Source organism: Methylobacterium sp. P1-11 (genome assembly GCF_008329595.1).
In the GTDB taxonomy this organism is placed as follows: Bacteria; Pseudomonadota; Alphaproteobacteria; order Rhizobiales; family Beijerinckiaceae; genus Methylobacterium.
The window spans coordinates 295,596-314,772 of sequence record NZ_NPKS01000002.1; the positions used below are offsets into that span (position 1 = coordinate 295,596).

General features: G+C 71.6%; 17 protein-coding genes and 1 pseudogene. 5 read left to right on the forward strand and 13 right to left on the reverse strand.

The window, feature by feature from the left end; genetic code table 11:
- Window positions 1–2: 2 nt before the first annotated feature.
- Window positions 3–743 (reverse strand): GntR family transcriptional regulator, encoded by a 741-nt coding sequence (locus CIW48_RS03655; protein WP_149309142.1) that lies wholly within the window; start codon window positions 741–743, stop codon window positions 3–5.
- 725 nt (window positions 744–1,468) lie between these two features.
- Between CIW48_RS03655 and CIW48_RS03660 the strand changes: the two are divergent.
- The 3 genes and pseudogenes from CIW48_RS03660 to CIW48_RS03670 form a co-directional block, all read left to right on the forward strand.
- Window positions 1,469–2,154 (forward strand): annotated as a pseudogene (locus CIW48_RS03660) (peroxidase family protein); the annotation flags it as partial.
- Between the two features lie 110 nt (window positions 2,155–2,264).
- Window positions 2,265–2,684, forward strand: a complete 420-nt coding sequence (locus tag CIW48_RS03665) for a YeeE/YedE family protein (RefSeq protein ID WP_149309144.1) — start codon at window positions 2,265–2,267, stop codon at window positions 2,682–2,684.
- Window positions 2,681–3,127: a DUF6691 family protein gene (locus CIW48_RS03670; RefSeq protein WP_149309146.1), complete on the forward strand. Its 447-nt coding sequence runs from the start codon at window positions 2,681–2,683 to the stop codon at window positions 3,125–3,127. The genes CIW48_RS03665 and CIW48_RS03670 overlap by 4 nt, the downstream gene beginning before the upstream one ends.
- Before the next feature lie 76 nt (window positions 3,128–3,203).
- Here the strand turns inward: CIW48_RS03670 and CIW48_RS03675 are convergent, their stop codons facing one another.
- The 7 genes from CIW48_RS03675 to CIW48_RS03705 form a co-directional block, all read right to left on the reverse strand.
- Window positions 3,204–4,358: a M20 aminoacylase family protein gene (locus tag CIW48_RS03675; protein ID WP_149309148.1), complete on the reverse strand. Its 1,155-nt coding sequence runs from the start codon at window positions 4,356–4,358 to the stop codon at window positions 3,204–3,206.
- Window positions 4,359–4,436: 78 nt separating this feature from the next.
- Window positions 4,437–5,801, reverse strand: coding sequence for a DUF3100 domain-containing protein (locus CIW48_RS03680; RefSeq protein ID WP_246695113.1), 1,365 nt, complete (start codon window positions 5,799–5,801; stop codon window positions 4,437–4,439).
- Between the two features lie 251 nt (window positions 5,802–6,052).
- Window positions 6,053–7,591 (reverse strand): aldehyde dehydrogenase family protein, encoded by a 1,539-nt coding sequence (locus tag CIW48_RS03685; RefSeq protein WP_149309152.1) that lies wholly within the window; start codon window positions 7,589–7,591, stop codon window positions 6,053–6,055.
- Window positions 7,591–8,475, reverse strand: coding sequence for an NAD(P)-dependent oxidoreductase (locus tag CIW48_RS03690; RefSeq protein ID WP_149309155.1), 885 nt, complete (start codon window positions 8,473–8,475; stop codon window positions 7,591–7,593). The genes CIW48_RS03685 and CIW48_RS03690 overlap by 1 nt, the downstream gene beginning before the upstream one ends.
- Before the next feature lie 101 nt (window positions 8,476–8,576).
- Window positions 8,577–9,488: a LysR family transcriptional regulator gene (locus CIW48_RS03695; protein WP_149309157.1), complete on the reverse strand. Its 912-nt coding sequence runs from the start codon at window positions 9,486–9,488 to the stop codon at window positions 8,577–8,579.
- Window positions 9,485–10,726, reverse strand: coding sequence for an amidohydrolase (locus CIW48_RS03700; protein ID WP_149309159.1), 1,242 nt, complete (start codon window positions 10,724–10,726; stop codon window positions 9,485–9,487). The genes CIW48_RS03695 and CIW48_RS03700 overlap by 4 nt, the downstream gene beginning before the upstream one ends.
- Before the next feature lie 13 nt (window positions 10,727–10,739).
- Window positions 10,740–11,189, reverse strand: coding sequence for an Lrp/AsnC family transcriptional regulator (locus CIW48_RS03705; protein WP_149309162.1), 450 nt, complete (start codon window positions 11,187–11,189; stop codon window positions 10,740–10,742).
- A 158-nt stretch (window positions 11,190–11,347) separates the two neighbouring features.
- Here CIW48_RS03705 and alr point away from each other — a divergent pair, with 158 nt between their 5' ends.
- Both alr and CIW48_RS03715 read left to right on the forward strand, forming a co-directional pair.
- A complete protein-coding gene (gene alr / locus CIW48_RS03710) occupies window positions 11,348–12,481 on the forward strand; it encodes an alanine racemase (protein WP_149309164.1) in 1,134 nt (377 codons plus the stop codon).
- Between the two features lie 8 nt (window positions 12,482–12,489).
- The gene (locus CIW48_RS03715; RefSeq protein WP_149309166.1) at window positions 12,490–13,749 is read left to right on the forward strand and encodes a D-amino acid dehydrogenase; all 1,260 of its coding nucleotides are present in this window, start codon (window positions 12,490–12,492) and stop codon (window positions 13,747–13,749) included.
- 217 nt (window positions 13,750–13,966) lie between these two features.
- Here CIW48_RS03715 and CIW48_RS03720 read toward each other — a convergent pair whose 3' ends face one another.
- The 5 genes from CIW48_RS03720 to CIW48_RS03740 all read right to left on the reverse strand — a co-directional run bounded on the left by CIW48_RS03720 (window position 13,967) and on the right by CIW48_RS03740 (window position 19,167).
- The gene (locus CIW48_RS03720) at window positions 13,967–14,188 is read right to left on the reverse strand and encodes a hypothetical protein (protein ID WP_149309168.1); all 222 of its coding nucleotides are present in this window, start codon (window positions 14,186–14,188) and stop codon (window positions 13,967–13,969) included.
- A 248-nt stretch (window positions 14,189–14,436) separates the two neighbouring features.
- Window positions 14,437–15,525, reverse strand: coding sequence for a chemotaxis response regulator protein-glutamate methylesterase (locus CIW48_RS03725; RefSeq protein ID WP_149309170.1), 1,089 nt, complete (start codon window positions 15,523–15,525; stop codon window positions 14,437–14,439).
- The gene (locus tag CIW48_RS03730) at window positions 15,522–16,370 is read right to left on the reverse strand and encodes a CheR family methyltransferase (protein ID WP_149309172.1); all 849 of its coding nucleotides are present in this window, start codon (window positions 16,368–16,370) and stop codon (window positions 15,522–15,524) included. The genes CIW48_RS03725 and CIW48_RS03730 overlap by 4 nt, the downstream gene beginning before the upstream one ends.
- A gap of 13 nt (window positions 16,371–16,383) precedes the next feature.
- On the reverse strand, window positions 16,384–16,857 hold the full coding sequence (locus CIW48_RS03735) for a chemotaxis protein CheW (protein ID WP_149309174.1): 474 nt from the start codon (window positions 16,855–16,857) through the stop codon (window positions 16,384–16,386).
- 114 nt (window positions 16,858–16,971) lie between these two features.
- Window positions 16,972–19,167 (reverse strand): methyl-accepting chemotaxis protein, encoded by a 2,196-nt coding sequence (locus tag CIW48_RS03740; RefSeq protein WP_149309176.1) that lies wholly within the window; start codon window positions 19,165–19,167, stop codon window positions 16,972–16,974.
- Between the last annotated feature and the right edge of the window lie 10 nt (window positions 19,168–19,177).

The window sequence follows — 19,177 nt, forward strand, 5'->3', positions numbered from 1 at the left end:
ATTCAGCGGATGTCGATATGATACCGGAAGTCTTTGGCCGCGCCGCGCGTCACCCGCCACTCGATCGGGCGCGCATCGAAGCCGAAGGCGAGGCGCTCGATGACGACGACGGGATCGCCCTCCGCAATTTCGAGACGCTCCGCGTCCATCGCATCGGCGATGCCGATGGTCAGGGTCTCTTCGGCCCGGGCGACGATCTCGCCGCAGAGGCGCTCGTAGGCCGGGTAGAGGAGATCGCCGATCTCCGCCAGCGGAGCCTTGAGTATAGGGGCAAACCGCCCTGCCGGCAGCCAGATCGCCTCGGACAGGATTGGGCGGCCCTGCAGAAGCCGCGTCCGGATCAGGCGGATCGACTCGCCGCGCGCGTCGAGGCCGAGGGCTTCCCGGACGGTCTCGGGCGCCGCACAAGCCTCGCGCAGCAGGATCCGCCCCTCGGGGACCGACGGGGCGCCGTCCGGCCCCAGATGCCGGAAGAAACGGAACAGGGACCGATCAAAGCGGGGACGCCGGACGAAGGTGCCGCGGCCTTGCTGGCGCTCCACCAAGCCGTCGGCGACCAAGACGTCGATCGCCTTGCGCACCGTGCCGATGGCGACACGGTGGGCGGCCGCCAGTTCCGCCTCGGTAGGGATCGGATCGCCCGACCGCCAGACGTTGCGGGCGATCTGATGGGCGATCTCGTCGCGCAGGCGCTGGTAGAGCGGCAAGCGGAGATCGGGCTGCAGTGCAGATGTAGCGGTCATGTGTATGACTGTATGATCATCGCCCAATGTCGCCAATGGGTGCCCCGGTCGAGGCAGGCCGCCCCGAGGATCTGATCCACAGCGTCGCAGGGCCGATGATGGCCGCGGGGACCGGACGGATGAACTGGCAAGGCGAAACCGCGCCTCCGGATTATGCCAGCCAGAGCCAAGCCGCCCGCAAGACCCTCAGCGCCTCCGGGAACGGCGCGGGCGGTACGCCACCGGCGGGCACGCGGTCCGTGCCCTGATCGATAGCAGCCATCGCCGCCTTCCGCGCCGACGAAGACGTGGCTCATGACGCGCGAACGCCAGCCCCAAGAGGATCGGCAATGACCGGGAGCGCGCCGGCGTCGACGCCGAGTCGACGCGCGCCCTCCGCGTTGCCGGTGTTTTGGCGGATCGCGACAATGTCATCGGCTGCATTGCATGATCGCCGACGCCACTCGCGGGCAAGACTTCACGGGTCCGGATTTGATCTCACCGGTGACCGCCTCACTTCGTCTCGGGTCTCGAGCGCGACGTGAATCCCCTGAGAGTTCGGACCGCGTGCACCGACCACAGCCGTCCGAGCCTCGTGCGCCCGGCCGCGGCCCAACACCAAGGGGGACCACCGGATGAGCGAGACGATCGACAAGACAGACACGACCACGTTCCAGATGGAGGGCAAATGCCAGTTCGGCGGCGACCGCATCGGCGGCGCCTTCGGCGATCGTCCGGGGCTGGAGAATTGGTATCCCCACCGCCTGCGGGTCGAGCTGCTGCACCAGAACGGGCTGGCGGCCGATCCCCTCGGCCCGGATTTCGACTACGCGGCCGAGTTCGCCAAGATCGACTTCGCGGCGCTCAAGCGCGACATCAAGCAGTTCCTGACCTCGTCGGTGGAATGGTGGCCCTCCGACTACGGCAATTACGGCCCGCAGATGATCCGCATGGCCTGGCACTCGGCCGGCACCTACCGGATCGCAGACGGGCGCGGCGGCGGCGGCACCGGCATGCAGCGCTTCGCCCCGATCTCGAGCTGGTGAGACAACGGCAACACCGACAAGTGGCCGCGTCTCCTGCAGCCAATCAAGCACAAATATGGCAACGCGCTGTCCTGGGCCGATCTCATGGTCCTGACCGGCAACTGCGCCCTGGAGATCATGGGCCTGCCGACCTACGGCTTCGCTGCCGGTCGTCTCGATGCCTGGGAGGCGGACCACGCCACCTACTGGGGCCCGAGGTCGTCGACATGGGCAAGGTGTCGAGCTTCGACGACATGGTGAACCGCGACAAGCGCTGGCGGGGCAAGAACGGCGAGCCCGAGCACGATCTGGAGAACCCGCTCGCCGCCTCCCACCAGGCGCTCATCTACGTGAACCCGGAGGGCCCATATGCGAGCGGCGATCCGCTGGCCTCCGCGCGCGACATCCTCGCAACGCCCCCGGGCTTCCCGTTAAGCTGGGTCCGAGCCTCGCCGAGTCGGAGCGGAGCCGGACGGATCCGCCGGGCCGCGCCGTTCGGGCAAACCGGAGAAGTTTCGTGACTGCCTTCCTTGCTCCGCTCGCCGGCGGTGTCCTGATCGGCGCGTCGGCGGTGCTGCTTCTGCTGGCCAATGGCCGCATCGCCGGGATCAGCGGCATCGTCGGCGGCCTGCTTGCGCTGACGGCTCGGGACTGGGCGTGGCGGGTGGCCTTCCTGGCCGGGCTTCTCGCCGGGCCGGTGCTGTTCCACCTCCTGTCCGGCCATTGGCCGCAGGTCCGCATCGGCGCGTCGTGGCCGATGCTGGTGACCGCGGGGCTGCTCGTCGGCTTCGGGACGCGCCTCGGCTCGGGCTGCACCAGCGGGCACGGGGTCTGCGGCCTCGGGCGGCTGTCACCGCGCTCCTTCGCGGCGGTCGCGACCTTCATGGCCACGGCGATCGTCACCGTCTTCCTCGTCCGGCATGGAGTGGGCCGATGAAGGTCTCGCGCCTCGTCGCTGCCCTGGCGAGCGGCCTGCTCTTCGGCGTCGGCCTGGCGCTGTCGGGGATGATGGATCCGCAGAAGGTCCTGGGCTTCCTCGATCTCGCGGGCGCCTGGGACCCGAGCCTCGCCTTCGTGCTGGCCGGGGCGGTGGGCATCTCGGCCCTCGGCTACGCGATCAAGGGCCGGCTGGACCGGCCCGCCTTCGCGCTCCGCTTCGCAGTGCCGGAGAACCGGCGCCCCGATGGCCGGCTCCTGTCCGGCGCCGCCCTGTTCGGCATCGGCTGGGGGCTCGCCGGCCTCTGTCCAGGCCCGGCCCTGGCCGGCGTGGTGCTCGGCTTGCCGGAAGTGGCGCTGTTCGTCGCGGCCATGCTCACCGGCATGCTGCTCTACCGGCTACTCGCGGAGCGTCCGGCGCGCACAGTCGGCGCAGGCCTGTGAGGGTCTGCGCCAGGAGCCGCGCCGTCACCGCGCGCAAGGACGGTTACCGGCAGAGCCTTCGCGTCATTCCGCCGCCTCAGATCCTGAGACTGTGCGTGGCCAGGGCGGCCCAGTAGGCTGCGCCGATCGGCAGGGCCGCGTCGTTGAAATCGTAGCCCGGATTGTGGAGCGGCAGGCTCCGCTGAGACCCGTCGGTTCCGATCCAGGCATAGGCGCCCGGGCAGGCTTCGAGCATGTAGGCGAAATCCTCGGAGGCCATGGAGGGCCCGACATCGCCGCGGCGGGCGGTGATGTCCGAGACGGTCCCGGCGGCCGCGAGGGCGGTACCGACGGCGTCAGCGGTGTTGATGGTGGCGGGATATCCGAACCGGTAAGCCACCTCGGCGCGGGCGCCGTGCGTGCCGGCGGTCCCGCTGGCGATGGCCTCGACGAGTTCCGCGACGCGCGCACGCACGGCCTCGTCCAGGCAGCGGACCGTGCCGCGGATGATGGCGCGGTCGGGGATGACGTTATAGGCGTCGCCGCCGTGGATCTGCGTAACGCTGAGCACGACGGGGTCCGTGGGGGCGATCCGCCGACTCACGATCGTCTGGAGAGCGAGGACGATTTCGGAGGCGACCACCAGCGTGTCGGTGCCGCGCTCGGGCATGGCGGCATGGGTGCCGAACCCGGTGACCGTGATCTCGAACGTGTCGAGGGAGGCCATGATCGCTCCCACCCGGGTCGCGAGAGTCCCGAGGGGCAGGCCCGGCCAGTTGTGCAGGCCGAAGACGGAGTCGCACGGGAACAGCCGGAACAGACCATCCTCGACCATGGCACGCCCGCCGCCCTCGCATTCCTCGGCCGGCTGGAAGATGAAGTGGACCGTCCCGGTCAGGTCGGTGCGCGCCGCGAGATGGCGTGCCGCCCCGAGCAGCATCGCCACGTGGCCGTCATGGCCGCAGGCATGCATCACGCCGGGCGTCCGGGAGGCGTAGGCGACGCCCGTCGCCTCCTGGATCGGCAGGGCGTCCATGTCGGCCCGCAGGCCGATGGTCGGACCGTCGCCCCGGCTCAGGGTCCCGACCACACCGGTGCGCCCGAGCCCGGTCTTCACCGACAGGCCGCAGGCGGCCAGTTCCCGGGCAACGAGATCCGCGGTGCGGACTTCCTGGAAGGCCAGTTCGGGATGGGTGTGCAGGTCGCGCCGCCACGCGACCATCCGCTCCACGGTCTCCGCCTCGATACCCATAAGATGTCTCTCACCTGCCAGAGGCTGCTTGAGCGCCTCGATCCCCCGCCCGGACCCTACGCCGATCGGCGCGGCGGTTCACCCCAGCGGCGCGTGCATGAAGAACTGCGCGATCAGGACTGCGCCGAGGAACGTTCCGGCATTGGCCATGAACGAGACCACGACGATGCGCCAGCCGAGGCGGCGGAAGGCGGGCACGTCCTTGGCGACGGAGAGCCCCGCGAAGGTCAGGATCGGCGTGGCCAGCGCCAGGAAGTTGAGCTTGCCGGTCAGGGCGGCGATCTCGGCCGCGTAGGGCGTGCCCGGATAGGTCAGGGCCATGCCGATGATCGAGACCCAGAGGACGGCGGGCAGGCGCCGGCCGAGGAGCAGGTAGAGGCCCCACCCGGCCAGGACGGTGCCGATGATGATCGCCATCCCGGCCACCACGCTCGCGTCCGGGACGACACCGTAGGTCAGCCAGTTGCCGATGAGCCCGTAGGCGCCGATCAGGAGCCAGGCGAGCACGGTCTCGGCGAGGCCGATCCGGACCTCCTGATGGGCCGGGGCGGCCGCCTGCGGGTCGGCCACCGCCGGCCGGACGGCGTCCGGCCGGTTGCGGCCGAGGATCGGCTCCAGTTTGCCGTAGGCCCAGATCGTGAAGGGGAGCGACAGGAACAGGGTGAAATACGTGCCGATGGTGGTGGTGACGAGGTTGCTGGCCGCCGCGAAGGTCGCGACGTCCTTGGCGATTTCGGGCGTCTGCTGGGCCGCGATCGCTCCCGAGGCGGCGGCCATCATGCTGCCGGAGCCGACGCCGGCCCCCATCGCCAGGGCCAGTGGGTTGAAGACGCCTAAGCTGGTGATCAGCCCGGCCAGCAGGGCGATGAACACCGCGCCGAACACCGTGCCGGTCAGGTACTCGGCCAGGACGCCGCGGCCCTCCGGCGAATCCATGCCGTAACGCTCGCCGATGATGGCGAGGCTCGGCTCGCGGCCGACCGAGAAGGTCGCGCCGATCGCCTCGCGCTTGATGCCGAGCAGGAGCGCGACCGGCAGGCCGAACACCATCGTCCCGAAGAAATGGCCGAATTCCTGGAAGGCCAGGGCCCATCCGGAGGCGAGGATCTTCGGCAGCGAGCCGCCGACGAGCAGGCCTAGCTTGGCGATGAAGATCAGCAGCGCCGGTTGCAGATAGGCGCCGGCCGCGTTCTGCAGGGCGCCTGTCAGCCGCAGCGGCGCCGGCAGGCGCGGGCTCATCAGCCCCAGCGCCCCGCCGAGCAGGAGCGCCCAGAGCAGCGGAAGCAGCACGATCTTGCCGGCGCCCACCGGGATGCTGACGTTGCCGATCGCCTCCGCGATGACAACGATGACGAGGGCGAGCAGGAACAGCGTGAGCTTCCCGCCGGCCGAGACGGGCGGCGCGACCGAGCGCGTGTTCGTCGCAAAGAGTTCGCCCGCCATCGTCATCCTCCATGGCCCCCTTGGGGCTGCCCGTTGCTCCGCCTGCCGGTCTTGATCGCCGGTCTTGTCGTTGGTCTGTGCGCGGGACGACGCCGAGGGGCGTGCCCGGCGGCGTCGCGACGAAGTCGTCGACATTGCCCGAGCCGGATGGAGCGCGGGTCCTCTCTCCCGTGCGAGAGAGGGCGTCCGTTGCGCTGTCCGAGCCCGCGTCGCTCGCCCGTCAATCTGTCGTTCCACGGTCGGGCACAGCTCTAGCCCACGTAGCCGAAGGTCACGGCCGGCTCGGCGGCGGTCTCGACCCAGACACTCTTGGTCTGGGTGTAGGCCATCAAGGCCTCGCGGCCCGAGGAGCGGCCGAAGCCCGAGCGGCCGAATCCGCCGAACGGCGAGGCCACGTTGATGGTTTTGTAGCCGTTGACCCAGACGGTGCCGGCCCGCAGCGCCGCCGCGACGCGGTGGCCGCGCCCGCCGTCGCCGGTCCAGACCGCGCCGGCGAGGCCATAGGGCGTGCCGTTGGCGAGTGCGACCGCCTCGTCCTCGCCGTCGAACGGGAGGACCGCCAGGACCGGGCCGAACACCTCCTCCCGGGCGATCGCCGCATCCGGCGCGACGCCGTCCACGATGGTCGGGCCGTAGTAGAAGCCGCCCGTGTCGCGCAGGGACGCGGGGCAGGCACCGCCGGTCGCGATGGTTGCGCCGGCCCCCGCGGCGGCCTCGACCATCCCGGCGATCTTGTCCCGCTGGCGCCGGTTGTTGATCGGGCCGATCTGCGTCGCCGGATCGGTCGGCGCGCCCACCGGGATGCGCGCGGCGGCGTGGGACAGGCGCTCGACGAAGGACGCATGGATCGAGCGGTGCACGAGGAGCCGGGAGCCGGCCACGCAGCTCTGCCCGGCGCCGCCGAAGATCGCGGCCTGCGTGCCGATCAGCGCCCGGTCGAGGTCGGCGTCGGCGAACACGATGTTGGCCGACTTGCCGCCGAGCTCCAGCACGCTCGGCACGATGGCGCGGGCCGCCGCGGCGGCGATCTGCGCGCCCGCCTCGGCCGAGCCCACGAACACGACCAGCCGGGTGTCGGGATGGGCCACCGCGGCGGCACCGGTGGTCGGGCCGGCGCCCGCCAGCACCGAGACGAGGCCGCGCGGCATCCCCTCGGCCCGGTCGCAGAGCAGGCCGAGGGCCAGCGAGGTCAGCGGCGTCAGCTCGGAGGGCTTCAGCACCACGGCGTTGCCGGCGCAGATCGCCGGCGCGATCTGCCAGCCCGCGGTGAAGATCGGCGCGTTCCAGGGGGTGATCTGCACCACGGTGCCGAAGGGCTCGTGGCGGGTGTAGTTCAGGTGCGAGGTCGGGACCGGGATGACGTCGCCATGAAGCTTGTCGCACCAGCCGGCGTAGTACTCGAACATCTCGGCGACCTTGGCGACCTCGCCGCGCGTGTCGCGGATCGGCTTGCCGGCCGAGAGGGTCTCCAGCTCGGCCAGCGCCGCGGCGTGTTGCCGGACCAGGGCGGCCACCGCCCACATCGCCCGGCCGCGGGCGGCGGCGCTCATGCCCCACCACGCGCGCTGGGCGTCGCGGGCCGCCGCCATGGCGGCCGCGACGACCGACGGCCCGGCATCGGCGAAGCTTGCCAACACGCCGCCATCGGCGGGGTTGATCAGATCGAGAGCGGCGCCGGTCCCAGCGAGGATCTCGCCGGCCACGACGCTGCCGATGCGGCCGCCCGGCAAGAGGTCGGCCAGGAGAGTGGTGACCCGGTCGGCGGCGGGCGAGTGCGGCGTGCCGGACATCAGCGGGCTCCTTTGCGATCGCGGTAATCGGCCATGCGGGTGAAGTCGGCCGTGTCGGGGATGGTGGCCTGCGTGGCCTGCCAGATGCGCTTGACCTCGGCGGAGAGCGGCAGGTTGATCCCGCACTCGGCGGCGAGTTCGAGGGCGAGGCGCACGTCCTTGCGCATCAGGCCGGCCGAGAAGCCGCTGTCGAAGGTGCCGGACTGGACCCAGCGCGGGACCATGACCTCGCTGATCGCGCTGCGGCCGGTCGCGGTGTTCACGACCTTGACGGCCTCCTCGGCCGAGAGGCCCGCCGCCTCGGACAGGCGCAGGGCCTCGCCGGTGGTCACGAGATGGGCCGCCACCAGCAGGTTGTTGACGAGCTTCACGATGTTGCCGGCGCCCGACGGCCCGACATGGGGGGCGCGGGCCGACATGGCCTCCAGGACCGGCCGGGCCAGTTCGTAATCCGCCTCCGCCCCGCCGACCATCATGGTCAGGGTGCCCTCGGCGGCGCCGGACGGGCCGCCGCTCACCGGGGCGTCGACGAGCGCGTGCCCGGCCGCGGCAAGGCGCTCGGCGAGGCGCCGGGTCGTGCCGGGATCCGAGGTCGAGGTGTCCACCACGACCACCTTCCGGTCGGTCCGGGACAGGAGGCCGCCCTCCGCGGTGACGACCGCCTCGACGTCCCGCGCCAGCGGCAGCGAGAAGACCAGGGCGTCGGCCCGGCGCAGCACGTCGTTGAGGGCGTCGAGGACGGTGATGCCGGCCGCCTCGGCGGAGGGGCGCCGGCCCGCGTCGATGTCGTAGCCGAGGACAGCGAAGCCCTTGCGGACCAGGGTCGCGGCCATGCCCAGGCCCATATTGCCGAGCCCGACGACCCCTACCGTTGCGATGGTCATGCCAATCCGTCCTCACGAAGCGGCACAATCGTTCCGGCAAATAAGCGTTGCGACAACAACCGATTTTTGCACATTCCGTGCGGAAATTCCGCACGCTCGCATTAGGCCGACGGCGGGCGGAACGCCACCATGTGGTCGGCCAGCCAGCCGAGCAGCCGCGCCACCCCCTCCGGCAGACGACGCCCCGCGCGGATCACCAGGTGGGCACTCGCCTCCGACAGGATCGCGTCGCGCAGCGGCACCGCTGCGAGGAGACCGTCGCGCAGCTCGGCCGCGACCACGAAGCGGGGCAGGAACGCGACGCCCATGGCGGCCATCACGAAGCGGCGGTGCATCTCGAAGGACGCGGTCTCCAGACGCGGCACCAGCCGGAAGCCGCCGTCGGCCTCGACGCGGCCAATCAGCTGGCGCACGCCGTAGTCGAGCGGCAGGAGGGCGGCGGGCTCGGTGGCGAAGCTGCGCAGCGGGACCGGCGCCGCCCCGTCGGCGAGGGGATGCCCCATCGGCAGGACGGCGAGCAGGGGCTGCCGGGCGGAGACGATTCCGCGGACATCCGGGTGCGCGGGCGGGTTGTAGACGAGGCCGATATCCGCGTCCCCCCGGGCGATCGCCGCGAGGATCCCGTCGGTGGTACCGATCTCGACCTGATAGGCGATGCCCGGGTGGTCCCGGGCGAAGCCGGCCAACGCGTTGTCGAGGAGGTCGATCAGGAAGCCGGCGCCGCAGCGCAGGCTGATCGTGCCCCGCTGCACCCCGCGCAGGCGCTTCAGCTGGTCCTCCAGCAGCGCCGCCTCGTCGGCCTGCCGCTGCGCGTGCGCGGCGACGAGACGCCCGGCCTCGGTGGGGACCACGCCCCGGGGCAGGCGCTCGAGCAAGGTCTCGCCGACCTGCGCCTCCAGCTCGATGATCTGCCGGCTCACCGCCGAGGCGGCGACGTTCAGCAACTCGGCCGCGGCCCGGACCGAGCCCGCGCGCACGACGGCCAGCAGGTAGCGCAGCGCGCGGTCGTTCACGGCGGCGGGTCCCCGGCGGGGGTGCCGCGCCGGTCGATCGCGACGGCACCCCGCGCCACGACCAGCACCGACTCCTGGCGCTCGACGATCACCTGCGGCACGGCGCCGGCCGCGAAGGCGACCAGGTCGGCCCGCGCGCCGGGCGCCACCGTCCCCGGACCGAGGCCGAGCACCCGCGCCGGGACGGCGGTGATCGGCGCCAGCAGCGCTGCGAGGTCCGCGTCGGTGCGCAGGTCGAACCGATAGGCGGCGAGCTGGGCCCGGGCGACCATGCTGGTGACGGTGGCGGGATTCCAGCAGTCGCGGACATTGTCGGTGCCGAAGCAGATCGGGACGCCGAGCTCCTGCAATCGCCGGATCGGCGGGCATCGGGACCCGCCCGGGACGCTGCTGAGGATCGCGACGCCGGCCCGGTTCAGGGCCTCCGCGATCCGGCCGAGCTCCAAGTCGCCGGCCTCCGCGAGGGCGAAGGCGTGGCTGATCGTGACCTGACCGCCAAGCCCCGCCGCCTCCGTGCGGGCCGCGATCGCCGCGATCGTGCCGAGTCCGGCCGCGCCGCCGTCGTGAAGGTGGATGTCGATGCCCCTTCCGTGCCGCTCGGCTAGGGCGAAGACGATGTCCAGGTGAGCGTCGCGGTCGCCGTCGATGCCGACGGGGTCGAGACCGCCGACGAGGTCGGCGCCCATCCGCAGGGCCGCGTCCAGGTCGGCCGCGACCGGCGGGCAGCCCAGGATCCCGCTCTGCGGGAAGGCGACGATCTGGATCTGCAGCCGGTCGGACCAGCGCGCCCGCAGGTCGAGGATCTGGGCGAGATGGTCGAGTCGCGTGACGTCGTCGATGTCGACATGGGTCCGCAGGCTCGTCGTGCCGCCGCGGAGCATGCGTTCGAGCAGCGCCTCGGCGCCCTGCTCGGCGAGCGGGATCCGCGTGGCGCGGCGGAATGCCTTCTCGTCGTCGATGATCGCGCGGACGGACCCGCTCGCCCCGTGCGGGCGCCACGGGAGGCCGAGCAGGCACTTGTCGAGGTGCACGTGCCCGTCTGACAGGCCCGGCAGCACCAGGGCACCGCCGAGATCGATGGTGCGGGTGGCGGGCGGCAGCGGCGCCCCGGGATCCCGCAGGGCGGCGACGCGGTCGCCCAGGATGTCGATGGTCGCCCGGCGGCCCTCGGCGAGCGTGGCACCGTCGAGGCGCAGGTCGCAGGGGGCGCCCGCGTCCGGTTCGGCGATCGACGTCATGGCGGGGCTCCGTTCAGAGCGGCCGGCCCGCCGCCACGACGGTCCGGATGGCGAAGCTCGATTGCAGCCGGGCGACGCCCGGCAGGCGCGACAGGACATCCTTGTGCAGCCGCTCGTAATCGGCCGCGTCGATCACCTTGAGCTTCACGAGGTAATCGGCCGTCCCGGTCATCAGATAGCAATCCTGCACCTCGGGACAGCGCCGGACGGCCGCCTCGAACCGGTTGAGATAATCCTCGGTCTGGCGGTCCAGGGTGAACTGGGTGAGGACCACGAGCCCCGGCCCGTCGACCGCGCCGCCGATCAGCACCGTGTAGCCCCGGATGATCCCGGTTTCCTCCAGCAACCGCACACGGCGGTGGCAGGCCGAGGCCGACAGGCCGACCGCCGCGGCGAGATCCGCGTTGCTGATCCGGCCGTCGCCGCGCAGGGCCTGGATGATGCGGCGGTCGATCTCGTCCACACCCGACTCGTAGGATATTCGAACTTGCCGCAGAAAGTTGCACGGCCAAGCTCAGAACTCAAAGGTCTTCGACAACACGCACGCCCGTTCGACGATCCTTCGTGTAGCCTCCTGGCGCTGCATCCCAGCGCCGTCTCAAGGGTTACCACGAGGGTCGCATGAGCATGATCGATCGCGATCTCCGGCCCGATGCCGGCCCGGCCGCGGCGGCCTCCGCACTCCTCACGATCGATCTCGCGGCCATCGCGGAGAATTACCGCCGCCTCGCCGCGCGGGCCCGGACGGCGACCTGCGCGGCCGTCGTCAAGGCGGACGCCTACGGGCTCGGCGCCGACCGGGTCGCGCCGATCCTGGCCGCCGCGGGCTGCCGGCACTTCTTCGTCGCCCAGGTCGGCGAGGGGGTGGCCCTCCGGTCCATCCTCGGATCCGGCGCGGTGATCGCCGTGCTCAACGGCGCCACCCCGGGCAGCGAGGCGACCTGCGCGGACCACGACCTCGTGCCCGTCCTCAACGATCTTTCCCAGCTCGACGGCTGGCAGGGCCTGGCCCGGCGGCGCGCGCGGCGCCTGCCCGCGATCCTCCAGGTCGATACCGGCATGGCCCGCTTCGGCTTCGCGCCGGACGCGGTCGGCGCGCTCCTCGACCGTCCGGACGCCCTCGCGGGCCTCGACCTGCGGCTGGTGATGAGCCACCTCGCCTGCGCGGGCGAGCCGGACAGCCCGGTCAACGCGGCGCAGTTGTCCGTCTTCCAGGCCGTCCGCCAGCGCCTGCCCGCGACGCCGGCGAGCCTCGCGGCCTCGTCCGGGATCTTCCTCGGTCCGGACTTCCACTTCGACATGGTGCGCCCCGGCGCCGCCCTCTACGGGATCGCCCCGCAGACGGGGGCGCCCAACCCAATGCGGCCCGTGATCGGGCTGCGGGCGCGGGTGATGCAGACGCGCAGCGTCAAGGCGGGAACGCCGGTCGGCTACGGGCACGCGGCCGAAGTCGAGCGGGACAGCCGCCTTGCCACGGTCGCGATCGGCTACGCAGACGGGTTCTTCCGCAGCACCGCCGGTGGCGAAGCTCGGTTCGGCGGCGTCCGGCTGCCCGTGGTCGGGCGCGTCTCGATGGACAGCCTCGTCCTCGACGTCACCGACGTGGCGCCCGGCACCCTCGGGCCGGGGGCGCTCGTCGACATCGTTGGGCCGGAGCGCGACGTCGACGCCGTCGCCGCCGCGGCCGGCACGATCGGCTACGAGGTCCTGACCAACTTCGGCCACCGCTTCCACCGTGTCTATCTCGGAGCCTGAGGCCCGCCATGCACGTCCTCATCCTCGGCGGCGGCGTCGTCGGCGTCACCTCGGCCTACTACCTCGCCCAGGCCGGCCATCAGGTGACCGTCCTGGAGCGGCAGCCCGGCTCCGGCCTGGAGACCAGCTTCGCCAATGCCGGCCAGGTCTCGCCGGGCTACTCGGCCCCCTGGGCGGCGCCCGGGATCCCCGTGAAGGCGCTCAAGTGGCTGATGATGCGGCACCGGCCCCTGGTGCTGTGGCCGCGGCTGGAGCCCCGCCTCTACGCTTGGCTCACGCGGATGCTCGCGAACTGCACCGAGGAGGCCTACCAGCGGAACAAGGGCCGCATGGTCCGGCTCGCCGAGTACAGCCGCGACGCACTGCGCGACCTGCGCACCGAGACGGGCATCGCCTACGACCACCGGGAGAAGGGCACGCTGCAGCTCTTCCGGACGCAAAAGCAGCTCGACCATGTCGGCGACGACACCCGCGTCCTCGACGCCTACGGCGTGCCCTACACGGTGCTGGATCCGAGCGGCTGCATCAGTGCCGAGCCGGCGCTCGCCGCCGTGCCGGACGTGTTCGTCGGCGGCCTGCGGCTGCCGGGCGACGAGACCGGCGACGCGCACCTGTTCACCCAGCGCCTCGCGGCGATCTGCGAGGGCCTCGGCGTGACCTTCCGCTACGGCACGGCGGTCGCGCGCCTGCATCATGCCGGGGACCGGCTGACGGCGGTCGAGACCGCCGACGGTGACTTTCTGCGGGCGGATGCCTACGTGGCCGCCCTCGGCAGCTACACGCCAGCCCTGCTGCGCCCCCTCGGGATCGCGCTGCCGGTCTACCCGGTGAAAGGCTATTCCCTCACCCTCCCCGTCACCGACGCGGAGGCCGCGCCGGTCTCGACGGTCATGGACGAGACCTACAAGGTCGCGATCACCCGGCTTGGCGACCGCATCCGCGTCGGCGGCACCGCCGAACTCGCCGGCTTCAGCAGCGCCCTGCGCCTGCCGCGCCGCGAGACCCTCGCGCGCTCGGTGCAGGACCTGTTCCCGGCCGGCGGCGACCTCGACCGGGCCTCGTTCTGGACCGGTCTGCGGCCGATGACGCCCGACGGCACGCCGATCGTCGGGGGCACGCGGGTCGGGAACCTGTTCACCAACACCGGTCACGGCACGCTGGGCTGGACGATGGCCTGCGGCTCCGGCCGCCTGCTCGCCGACCTCGTGTCCGGCCGGGTCCCGGAGATCGCGAGCGACGATCTGGCGCTCGACCGCTACGCTGCGTGAGCCGGCCGGTCGGGGTGGCTCGGCTCGCGAGCCGCGCAATCATGGAACCGCCGGCGCGCTGCGCGGCGCGTGTTGTGGCGCACCAGCACAACCCTGTCCAGTATCGCGCAGATCGAGATCCGACTGTGCGCTCAGGAAGTCGGCACGAGTCATCGCGAAACGTCGTCGAGACCCCGCGTGGTCATTCATTATTCATCGTGATACGACCAGTGGTTGATTACATGGCGTTCAAGACGCCTCGTTTCACGATATCGCAGGATGACTTCTGACAGGCTCTGGCAACCCTTCGCACCGAATCGAGTTTAGGATCCGAACGAACGATCCGGGTGCGCAGATGAGTTTCATCGTCGTACAGGGCCAAGACGATCACGAGCAGGCGGATGCCGTTCTCCGGGGCGTCGCCGACGGGCTGGCCCGCTTGTTCAGCGTGCCCGATCATCCGCCCGGTGTCCGGGACCTGCTGGATTCCGGAACGCGGGAAGAGAGCGCTCGCCCGGGCCGGGTCGCCCCGCGCCGTGGCGGGAGCAAGGGGCCTGCCGGAGCCAGATCGGCGAAGTCGGGCCCCGGCGGGACGCTGCGCGGAGCGGCTCAACGGCGCAGCCGCACGCGGGGGCGCCGGGCGAAGGTCGAGGTGAAGTCCGGGCAACGTGACCAGCCCTGAGCCCGGCTCCGGCGATCGCCTCGGCCTCAGCGCCCCGCCGCGGACAGGCCGAAGCGCCGGATCTCCAGGTGCATCTGCGCGAGCGGCAGGATCTTGGCGGCCGCGCCGCGGTCGATCGCCTCCTTGGGCATCCCGAACACGACGCAGCTCGCCTCATCCTGAGCGACCGTCTGCGCCCCGGCCCGGCGCATCTCCAGCAGGCCGTTGGCGCCGTCGTCGCCCATGCCGGTCATGAGGATGCCGAGCGCGCTCGCACCCGCAGCCCGGGCAGCCGACCGGAACAGGACGTCGACCGACGGGCGATGGCGCGCGACGAGCGGGCCATCCTTCACCGACACCGCGTAGCTGCCGCCCCGGCGCTCGACCATGAGGTGCCGCCCGCCGGGGGCGATCAGGGCGCGGCCCCGCATCACCAAGTCGCCGTCCTCCGCCTCCTTGACGGTGATCGCGCAGAGGCCGTTCAGGCGTTTGGCGAAGGCCGCCGTGAAGTGCTCCGGCATGTGCTGCACGATGACGAGGCCGGGGGACTCGGCGGGCAGCATCTCGAGCACGTCGCGCAGCGCTTCCGTCCCGCCCGTCGACGCGCCGACGCAGACGATCCGGTCGGTCCCGACCACGACGTGCCCGGGCACGGGCGGCGGCAGGACGGCGTCGGCCGAGAGCTTCGCCTCGACCAGCGGCCGGGGCGGCCGGCGCCCGCGCAGCTTAGCCCGCGCGGCGGCCCGGACGGCGTCGCAGACCCGAACGGTGGATTCGAGCAGGAACTGGCGCGTGTCGACCCGCGGCTTCGGCAGCACGTCGACGGCCCCCGCCTCCAAAACCTCGAACAGCATCCGGGAGCCCGCCTCGGTCAGGGTCGAGCAGACGATCACCGGGAGCGGCTTCTGCGCCATGATCTTGCGCAGGAAGGTCAGGCCGTCCATGCGCGGCATCTCGAGATCGAGGATGATGACGTCCGGGATCTCCTCCTGGATCCGGCGGGCGGCGATGAACGGATCGGCCGCAGTGCCCAGGATCTCGATGTCGGGCGCCGTCTCAAGGATGCTGCACAGGGTCTGGCGGACGGACGCCGAGTCGTCGACGATGAGGACGCGGATCGGTCTGGACGCGCTCACCGGCTGGATTCCCTCATCTTGCTGAAGACGGTCGAGGAGACCTGGTCGAGGCCCGCCACCCCGACGCCCGCCATGGACTCGGAATGGCCGACGATCAGGTAGCCGCCGGGGCGCAGATGTCTGGCCAGGCGCGCGACCACCGCCTTCTGGGTCGGCTTGTCGAAGTAGATCAGCACGTTGCGGCAGAAGACGACGTCGACGTCCCGGTCGATCGGGTAGGCCTCGTCCATCAGGTTGAGCTGCTGGAAGCGGACCCGGGCGCGCAGCTCCGGCACGATCCGGCCCTCGCGCCGCGCCGGATCGCGCGCGACCATCACGTAGCGCCGCCGCAGATCCGGCGGCACGGCGGCCAGCATCTCCTCCGGGTAGATCGCCGTCCTGGCGCGGCCCAGCACCTCCGACGAGATGTCCGTGCCGAGGATGGCATAGCGGAACAGGTCGCCGGCCATGTCGTGCAGGACCATCGCCAGCGTGTAGGCCTCCGCTCCGGTCGAGGCCGCCGCGCTCCAGATCTTGAGCAGCGGCCGGTCGCTCCGCGCCGCCAGCCGCGGGATGATCGTCTCGCGCAGCAGATCGAAATGCGCGGGCTCGCGGAAGAAGTCGGTCTTGTTCGTCGTGACGCAATCGACGAGGTGCGGGAACTCGTCCGCGAGATGGCCGGCCTCGAACAAATGGCGGCCATAGGCCTCGAGGGTCGGGAGATCGAGGGCGCGCATGCGCTTGCGCAGCCGGCCCTCGACCATGGTGCGCTTGGCCGGCGGCAGCTGGATACCGACCTGCTGCTGGATGAGGTCGGCGACCGAGCGGAAATGCCGATCGCTCAGGTGACCCGGATCGGCCTCCATGGTCCCGGATCCTTCAGGCGGCCTGGGGCGCCGCGGCCAGCGCCGGCCCGTCGCCGTCCATGAGCGCGACGAGGTCGAACACCACCACGAACGCCTCGCCGCGGCGGCCGATCCCCGCGATGTAGCGCGCGTTCCAGCGCCCGCCGATTTCGGGCGCCGCCTCCATCTCGGCCCGGTCGAGTTCGGTCACCTCGATCACCCGGTCGGCCACGAACCCCACCCGCAGCGCCCGGCCCGGCATCGGAACGTTGAGCAGGATGATCCGCGTCGCCGGCGTGCGCGCGACCGGCGGCAGGCCGAGCTTGGTGCGCAGGTCCACCACCGGGTAGCTCTGCCCGCGCACGTCGATCATCCCCAGCAGGAAGACCGGCGCCTGCGGCAGCGCCGCCGGCACCCGATAATCGAGGATCTCATGGACGTTCTCGACGTCGATCCCGAAAGTCTCGGCCCCGAGGCCGAGGGTCAGGTACTGCCACACACTGGACATGCAGGATCTCCGGCTGGATTGCGGCGCGGCTGCGGCTCGGGACCGCGACCCGGCGCGACGGCGGGATCCGCGCGTGGCCAGGCGCCGCGCGGATCCGAACCTTGAGGCGGCGCGTCAGGCGACGCGGGTGAAGGCGGCGTCCTGCGCGTCGCCCTCGCCCATGTCGAGGGCGAAGCCGCCGCCCCCGGCCGGGCTGCGCCCGCTCGCCCGCTTCGGGCTCGGCGAGCGGACCGCCGCCGAGGCCGTGCCCATCCGCGCCGCGGTCGAGCGTAGGCGCGTCACCGCCTGATCGACACCGGCCAGAGGCGCGACCGACGCGGACGCCTCGGTGATGCGGAAGTAGGCGATCGTCGCCTGCAGCTTCTCGGCCTGGGTGGCCAGCTCCTCGGAGGTGGCCGAGACCTGCTCGGAGGCGCTGGCGTTCTGCTGGGTCACCTTGTCGAGCTGCTGGATCGCCTGGTTGATCTGGCCCGAGCCGACATCCTGCTCGCGGCAGGCGGCGGTGATCTCCTCCACGAGGCTCGCGGTCTTCTTGATGTCGGGCACGAGCTTGCCGAGCATGTCGCCGGCCTGCTGGGCGGCCTTGACGGTGTCGGACGAGAGCGTGCCGATCTCGGCCGCGGCCGCCTGGCTGCGCTCGGCCAGCTTGCGCACCTCGCTGGCCACCACCGCGAAGCCGCGCCCGTGCTCGCCCGCCCGGGCCGCCTCGACGGCGGCGTTGAGGGCCAGGAGGTCGGTCTGGCGGGCGATCTCCTGCACGATGGTGATCTTCTGGGCGATGGTCTGCATGGCCTCGACGGCGCGGCCGACGGCGATACCGCTGGCCTCGGCGTCCTGGGCCGATTGCCGGGCGATCGTCTCGGTCTGGCTGGCGTTCTCGGCGTTCTGCTTCACGTTGGCGGCCATCTCCTCCATGGAGGCGGAGGCTTCCTCGGTCGAGGAGGCCTGCTCGGTCGAGCCCTGCGACAGCTGCTCGGCCGAGGCCGAGAGTTCCTGCGATCCCGCCGACACGTTGCTCGCCGCCGCGCTCGCCTCGGCCACGACGGCGCGGAGCTTCGTCAGCATGGTCTGCAGGGCGATGCCCATCGTGTCCTTGTCGGAGAGCGGCCGGGCCTCGACCGTGAGGTCGCCCTGGGCGATCGCGTTGGCGAGCGCCGCCGTCGCGTTCAGGTTCTCGGTCATGCGCCCCATCGCGCCGACGAGGTCGCCGAGTTCGTCGTTGGAGGTGACCTCAGCGGTCTGGCTCAGGTCGCCCATCGCCACCGCATCGGCGAGGGTCACGGCGCGGCCGAGCCCGCGGGAGATCGAGAGGGCGAGCCAGGTGGCGATGCCGAGACCGAGGAGGAGCGCCGCCGCGACGGTGGCGAGCAGGATCGTCTGTCCCTCGCTCGCATCGGCCTTGGCCTTGCCGACGGCGTCGGCCATCCGGCGATTCTGAAATTCGACCAGCGCGTCGAAGGCCCGGTTCGCGGCCGTGCTCAGCGTCGCGTATTCGCCGGACGCGAGGTCCGCAGCCTTGATGGCGCTCCCCGTCTCGACCAGCGCCAGCGCCTTCTGGAACGAGGCCGACCAGGTGGCGAATTTCTGGCGCACCCCATCGGTCGGGACGCCCTGCGCCGCGCTCACGCGCAGCAGGTCATCCATGGCGCGCGCGACCTCCTCCCGCACCTGCTTGGTCGCGTTGACGCGCTGTTCCAGCACGTCAAGGGTGGTCGCACCGGTGGCCGACTGGATCTGCCCCCAGGCCCGCTCCATGCGAATCTGGAAGGCGGCCGCGGACTTGGCCAGTTCGTCGCCGGCCTGCTCACCCGCGCGGTTCTTGGTCAGCGCATCGAGGTCCGCCCGCAGCGCGGCCGTCGCCGGCCGGCCCGTGGCGTTGATCTCGGCCCAGGTCCGGACGTTGGAATTCTGCTTGGTCAGGTCGATGACCTTGCCGGCCAGCTCGCGCTGCTTCTCGTACTTGGCGGACAGCTCATCCAGCAGCCGCTTGCCTTCCTCCGTGCTGATATAGCCCTTCGCCTTGGCCAGGGCCGCCAGCGCGTCGTTGCGGTTTTCGGCAGCCCGCTTGCTGAAATCCGCCATCTGGGCGTCGTCGGTGCTGATCACAGCGGCCCGGACGTTGCTGACACCGCGGATGGCCTGAGCCTTCGCGTCCAGCACGAGGTTCTGCACTTCGGAGCGACTGATGACGAACTTCATCGACTCGTCCGATCCCATCAGCTTCTGGTAGCCAACCCCGCCGGCGGCGGCAGTCAGGACAAGAACGGCGCCGAAGCCGCCCGCGAGCTTGGCCTTGATCGAGAAACGCATCGTACTCAGC